Raw genomic sequence first — 1,321 nt, 5'->3', positions numbered from 1 at the left:
CAGGCGGTCCGCTGGAAAGTGTTGGCCGCCGAGCAACAGATCCACCTCAGCTTCCGCAGAGCATGGGGCGACTGCTACGCCTCGGCCTTCGGCAACATGCTCCTGCCGGGTGGCCTGGGCGGGGACCTCGCACGAGTGGCCCTCTACCGCCACCGGGGGCGGCGGCGGTGGTGGTCCCCGGTGCTGGCCGTGGGTGCCGAACGGCTCAGCGCCACAGCGTGCCTGTTCATCACCACCGCCCTCGTGGTGGGCGCGAGTGCGGAACGGGGTGAAGCGTGGTGGCCGGTGGCGGTCGTCGCGACGGTTGCCGCCGCACTGTTCCTGGCCGCAGCCATCGTGTGCTTGCGCGGGGTGCCCGCGCGCCGCCAGGTCATCGTGTGGAGCACCTCCGCCCTGAGTGTGCTCACCCTCATAGCGTTGTTCCTGCTGGCCATGACCCAGCTGGGTGGACCGGTTCACGCGTCGGTTGCGACCGTGGGGTTGGCGTCGATGAGCGTGCCGGTGGGAGTGGGTGGCTGGGGCGTCAGAGAATTCTCGGTCGGGGCGCTGGCACCCGCCCTGGGCGTTCCCGCGGATCAGGCCGTCACCGCGGCCACCGGCTACGGGTTGCTCGCGGTTGTCTCCACCCTCCCCGGGGCCGCGGTCCTGGCCTGGGGAGCCTTAAGAGGTGCGGCTCAATCCGGCTACCGGGCCTCGGGGCCCTGACCCGCGTTCTGCACGGTCACGTGCCCGGCAGGTTGGGCGGCGGATTGCCCGGCGACCTGGGCGGCGTCGTGCTCTCTGGCGGCCTGGCTGAGCACGAATTCGGTGCAGACATCGTCCTCGAACGTGTACCGGCGGAACGGTGCGCGCAGCGCCTCGCCCATGACGTTCGACCCTTCGAAACGAACCCCGGGGACCCCGTCCCCGATCAACACCGGCGCCACGGTCAGGAACAGTCGATCCAGCACACCCGCGGCCAGGAACGCGGACACCGATTTGCCCCCGCCCTCCACCAGGATGGAACCGCTCACGTGCTCCCGCACCACGCTCAGGACCGTTGCGGGGTCCACCGCCGTTCCCCGAGCGCCGTCGGACCCGCTGTGGTTCGTTGCCGAACCCGCGGGAAGTCGCACCACCTCAACGTGCCCGCCGACCCCGGAAGGTACTTCGGTGCACTGGCCGACCAACCACAGGGTCCGCGCATCCGGGGATTGCAGCACGCGGCTGCGCACGGGAATCCGGGCTCGCGGATCCAGCAGGACACGCACCGGGTTTTCCCCCGGCACGGCCCGTACCGTGAGCTGCGGGTCGTCCCGGGTGACCGTGGTGGCCCCCACCA

The 1,321-nt window shown here is 70.9% G+C and carries 2 protein-coding genes; one reads left to right on the top strand and one right to left on the bottom strand.

The features are described 5' to 3' along the window. A partial coding sequence (locus tag Q4E95_RS05685) for a lysylphosphatidylglycerol synthase domain-containing protein (RefSeq protein ID WP_303382394.1) occupies positions 1–705 on the top strand: 705 nt, incomplete at its 5' end. Here Q4E95_RS05685 and Q4E95_RS05680 read toward each other — a convergent pair. Next, a partial coding sequence (locus Q4E95_RS05680) for a RibD family protein (protein ID WP_303382393.1) occupies positions 684–1,321 on the bottom strand: 638 nt, incomplete at its 5' end. The two genes, Q4E95_RS05685 and Q4E95_RS05680, sit on opposite strands and share 22 nt — an antisense overlap.

The organism is Kocuria sp. (assembly GCF_030536815.1).
Taxonomy (GTDB): Bacteria; Actinomycetota; Actinomycetes; order Actinomycetales; family Micrococcaceae; genus Kocuria; species Kocuria gwangalliensis.
Note: the sequence above shows the minus strand (reverse complement) of the source record. Positions and strands in the feature narration are given on the sequence as shown.